Annotated in this window: 4 protein-coding genes; all 4 read right to left on the minus strand. The window is 62.3% G+C overall.

What is annotated here, in order from left to right; all coding sequences use genetic code 11:
• Positions 1 to 35: 35 nt before the first annotated feature.
• Positions 36 to 509 carry a SixA phosphatase family protein gene (locus AC1D0Z_RS16380; RefSeq protein ID WP_477659281.1) on the minus strand — a complete coding sequence of 158 codons (474 nt, stop codon included), beginning with the start codon at positions 507 to 509 and terminating at the stop codon, positions 36 to 38.
• A gap of 1 nt (position 510) precedes the next feature.
• Positions 511 to 2,604 (minus strand): polyphosphate kinase 1, encoded by a 2,094-nt coding sequence (gene ppk1, locus AC1D0Z_RS16385; RefSeq protein ID WP_477659282.1) that lies wholly within the window; start codon positions 2,602 to 2,604, stop codon positions 511 to 513.
• A 50-nt stretch (positions 2,605 to 2,654) separates the two neighbouring features.
• The gene (locus tag AC1D0Z_RS16390) at positions 2,655 to 3,782 is read right to left on the minus strand and encodes a glycosyltransferase family 4 protein (RefSeq protein ID WP_477659283.1); all 1,128 of its coding nucleotides are present in this window, start codon (positions 3,780 to 3,782) and stop codon (positions 2,655 to 2,657) included.
• A partial coding sequence (locus tag AC1D0Z_RS16395) for a UDP-2,3-diacylglucosamine diphosphatase (protein ID WP_477659284.1) occupies positions 3,779 to 4,631 on the minus strand: 853 nt, incomplete at its 5' end. The genes AC1D0Z_RS16390 and AC1D0Z_RS16395, both read right to left, overlap by 4 nt.

Consider the following 4,631-nt stretch of genomic DNA (forward strand, 5'->3'; position numbering starts at 1 on the left):
GCGCGGACGGCACGGACCGCAACCGTCCGCGCAGCTCAAAGAACTTCGGGCGATTGCACGGTCACCACCACGGTCTGGTTGTGCCCCTCGCGCTCGCGGTTGCGAAGCCACCAGAGCGCACCCTTTTTGACCGGGCATTCGCTTTCCTGCAAGCCAAGCAACTGCGCGATGGTCTGCCCGAGTGTGGGCTGGTGGCCCACCACCAGAATCGGCGACCTGGCYGACGGCCATTGAACCAACTCGAGCAATTGTTCTACCGTGGCGTYGGGCCCCAGTTCGCTCCTGATCTTGTATTTGCGCCCCAGCGCCAGGGCGGTCTGCTCGCAGCGCCGTGCCGGGCTGACGAAGATGCGCGCGCCTTCGGGCAACTGGCGGTCCAGCCAGTTGGCTATGCGGGCAGCCTGCTTTTMGCCCCTCGCCGTCAGCGAACGCTCCAGGTCACGGCCGCCCTGCGGGTCACCCTCGGGCCAGTCTTCTGCCTCTGCATGACGCCACAGGATGAGGTCCATGTCATTTTTCCTGGTGATGGGGGGCCGAATAGCGTGCCATCAAGGCCGCTTGGGCGCCGTGGCGCGGGATGTTGCCCTGCGGGTTCACGCGAAGGTAGGTTCCGTCAGGCTGCAGGTCCCAGGCATCGCGACCGTCATACAGGTAGGCCACCAGGCACTCGTCAATGATGCGCTGGCGCAGCGCGGGGTCGGTGACAGGCCAGGCCAGCTCTACCCGGCGCAGCATGTTGCGGTTCATCCAGTCGGCACTGGAGAGCAGCAGCGTTTCCTCTTCAGCGCAGCGGAAATAAAACACCCGCGAATGCTCCAGGAAGCGGCCGATGATGGAACGTACGCGGATGTTGTCCGTGACACCGGGAACCTGCGCTGGCAGCATGCAGGCGCCGCGCACAATCAGGTCGATCTTCACGCCGCGCTGCCCCGCCCTCACCAGCGCCAGCATCAGGTCTTCGTCGGTCAGGGCGTTCATTTTGGCCACGATGCGCGTGTCTTTGCCCTGCAGGGCGGCCTCGCCCAGCGCATCGATTTTCTCGATCAGCCTGCGATGCAGCTGGAACGGCGCCAGCAGCAAATGGTGCAGCTTGGGCAGGCGGCTCTGGCTGGCCAGGTGCACAAACACGTTGTCAATGTCGGCCGTCGTCAAGGGGTCGGCCGTCAGGTAGCTCAGGTCGGTATAAAGGCGCGCCGTGCGGGGGTTGTAATTGCCGGTGGAAAGATGGGCATAGCGCACCAGGTGTTTGCCTTCGCGCCGGGTCACCAGCAGCATCTTGGCGTGGGTTTTGAGGCCCACCACGCCGTACACCACCTGCGCGCCGATGGACTCCAGCATTTCCGCCCAGTTGATGTTGGCCTCTTCGTCGAAGCGCGCTTTCAGCTCCACCACCACCGTCACTTCCTTGCCGCGGCGGACGGCTTCGCGCAGCAGCACCATCAACTCCGAGTCGGTGCCCGTGCGGTAAATGGTTTGCTTGATCGCAAGCACCTGTGGGTCGTTGACGGCCTCACGCAGGAAGGCCAGCACGCCGTCGAAGCTCTCGAAGGGCTGGTGAATGGATACGTCGCCCTCTTTAAGCCGCTCAAAAAAAGACTGGCCGGGTTGCAACTGCGTCGGATAACAGGCGCTGTAACCGGGGAAAAGAAGCTTGGGGTCGTTGACCAGATCGACCAGCTGCGTCAGTCGGACCAGGTTCACCGGGCCGTGCACACGGTACAGCGAAGGCGTCGGCAGGTTGAACTGCTTCAGCAGGAAACTGGCCAGGTATTCCGAACACCCCGCAGACACTTCCAGCCGCACAGCCTGGCCGTAGTGGCGCTGCTCCAGGCCCTGGCGCAAGGCGGTGCGCAGGTTCTTCACATCGTCTTCGTCCACGGCCAGATCTGAATGCCTGGTCACGCGGAATTGCGAAAACTGCCCCACGTCACGCCCGGGAAAGAGTTCCGCCAGATGAGCCCGGATCACGCTGGAGAGCGACACGAACAGCCGGCTCTTGTCCTTGCCATGGGCCGGCATGTGGATGAAACGCGGCAACACCCGAGGCACCTTCACGATGGCAATGTCGTTCTCGCGGCCGAAGGCGTCGTGCCCGCCCAGCCGCACGATGAAATTCAGCGACTTGTTCGCCACCTGCGGGAACGGGTGGGAAGGGTCCAGCCCGACCGGGATCAACAGCGGCCGCACCTCCCTTTCAAAGTAGTCCTTCACCCAGCGGCGCTGGGCCGCATTGCGCTCGCCGTGAGAGACGATGCGTATGCCCTGCCGCTCGAAAGCCGGCAACAGGTCGTCGTTATAAAGGGAGTACTGGCGTGCCACCATGTCATGCGCGGCAGCCGACAGGGCCTGGAATGACTGAACCGTATAGAGGCCCTTGGCGTCGTTGGCCTGGGCTGCGGTCAGGTGCGGGGCGGTGCGCACCTCAAAGAATTCGTCCAGATTGGACGAGACGATGCACAAATACCTCAGCCGCTCCAGCAGCGGTACATCCGGGCGCCTGGCCCAGTCCAGCACCCGCTCATTGAAGGCAAGAATGCTGTGGTCGCGGTCCAGGAACTGGACGGGTGGCGCGGCGGCGGCCACCGAGGCGGGTGAGGTGGGCATCAACAAGAGTGGTCTTTGTCATTAACAACAAGTCACAGTGTTGACSKGTTTCATGACAATGGCGTGACAGTACTTTTGACTGATGGTGCACYSGCCTGAAAWGGCTGGCAAGTACTGTCCTTGATGCCGTCGGGGTTGAACGCGGTGCTGTTTTTACCCGCTGATACCAGGAAAGACTCGAACAATTGCGCCGCATGCGCCCAACTGAAGTCCAGCGCCCGCTGGCGCGCTTCATGGCGCGGCACCGCCAGCGCGCTGTAACAGGCCTGTTGCAGGTCTTCGTTCATGACACCGCCGTGACTGCTTCCGTCGGGCTTGCCCAGCACTTCAAGGGGGCCGTCGACGGGATAAGCCGCTACGGGTGTGCCGGTTGCCATGGACTCAAGCATCACCAAACCAAAGGTTTCTGACCGGCTGGGAAAGGCAAACACATCGGCAGCCGCGTAGACCTTGGCCAGTTCGTTCCGCGGCAAAACGCCCATCCAGCGGACCTGCGGATATCGTTCCTTGAGCGTGGCCTCCAGCGGCCCCACCCCGCAGACTACCTTGGTGCCGGGAATGTCCAGTTTGAGAAAAGCCTCGATATTTTTTTCATAGGAAACCCGGCCCACAAACAGCGACACCGGGCGCACCACCGTGCCCATGGGCGGGTACAGCCGCGCTTGCGACTCAAAACCGAAAAGGTCGGTGTCCACGCCGTGCGTCCAGCTGCGCAGGTTTTGAAAACCCCGCTGCTCCAGCATGCGCAGCACGCCATGGGTAGGCACCATCACGCCAGACGACGGCCTGTGAAAATGGCGAAAGAGTGCGTAGCCCCATGACAGCGGAATCTTCAATGCTGCATGAAGAATCTCGGGGAACTTGGTATGAAATGCGGTGGTGAACTGCAGGCCACGCCTGAGGCAATAGCTGCGGGCCGCCCAGCCCAGCGGGCCTTCAGTAGCAATATGAATGGCTTCGGGCGAAAAGGCATCAAGCTTTTCGGTCAGGCCGCGCTTGGGGCGAACCGCCAGATCAATACCGRCATAGCCTGGGCACGGCCGTGTCTTGAAAAGACCCGGCTGGATCACTTCCACCTGGTGGCCCAGCTCCTGCAGCTCCCGCACCAGCTCCACCAGCGTGGTAACGACGCCATTGACCTGCGGTTGCCAGGCATCCGTGACAAGGGCGACCCTCATGCCGTTACCGTGGAAGCCACATGCCCGCGGCCCTGCGTTTCGTGCGCGGGCGCCCAGTGCACCAGCTCGAGCGTGCCGTCGAAGTTTTCTACCAGCGCGGTGCGGCTTTCAACCCAGTCGCCATCGTTGCAGTACAGCACACCGTTGATGGTGCGCATCTCGGCGCGATGGATGTGGCCACAGACCACGCCTTGGTGGCCGCGCCGGTGCGCCTCGTTGGCCACAGCCTCTTCAAAGTCGGTCACGTAATTCAGCGCGCTCTTGACCTTTTGCTTCAGGTAGGCCGACAGGGACCAGTACGGCAGGCCCAGGCGGGCACGCAGGCGGTTCAGGTAGCGGTTGAGCTTGAGCGTGAATTCATAGAGGTTGTCACCCACATAGGCCAGCCATTTGGCGCACTGCACCACGGCGTCGAAATAGTCGCCGTGGATGATCCATAGCTGTCGGCCGTCGGCGGTGATGTGCACGGCTTCATCAATAACCTCGATGCCGCCGAACTGGTTGCCGATAAATTCACGCGCAAACTCATCATGGTTACCGGGTACATACACCACCCGGCAGCCTTTGCGGGCACGGCGCAGCAGCTTTTGCACCACGTCGTTGTGCGACTGCGGCCAGTACCAGCGTCGGCGCAATTGCCAGCCGTCCACGATATCGCCCACCAGGTACAGGTTATCGCTCGGGTGCGCCTTCAGAAAGTCCAACAGTGCAGCGGCCTGGCAGCCGGGCGTTCCGAGGTGGATATCGGAAATGAAGATGGTGCGGTAGCGCTTGCGCAGTAAATCATCGTCGTCATGGTCATCGCCGCTGCCGCCAAAGCTGTTGCCCAGCGCGCCCATGGCATCAAAC

This window comes from Polaromonas sp. P1_E3, from assembly GCF_056405935.1.

Bases quoted from the DNA above. Each gene is read 5' to 3' on its own strand.
- ppk1 (WP_477659282.1), bottom strand. From the start codon at position 2,604: ATGCCCACCTCACCCGCCTCGGTGGCCGCCGCCGCGCCACCCGTCCAG.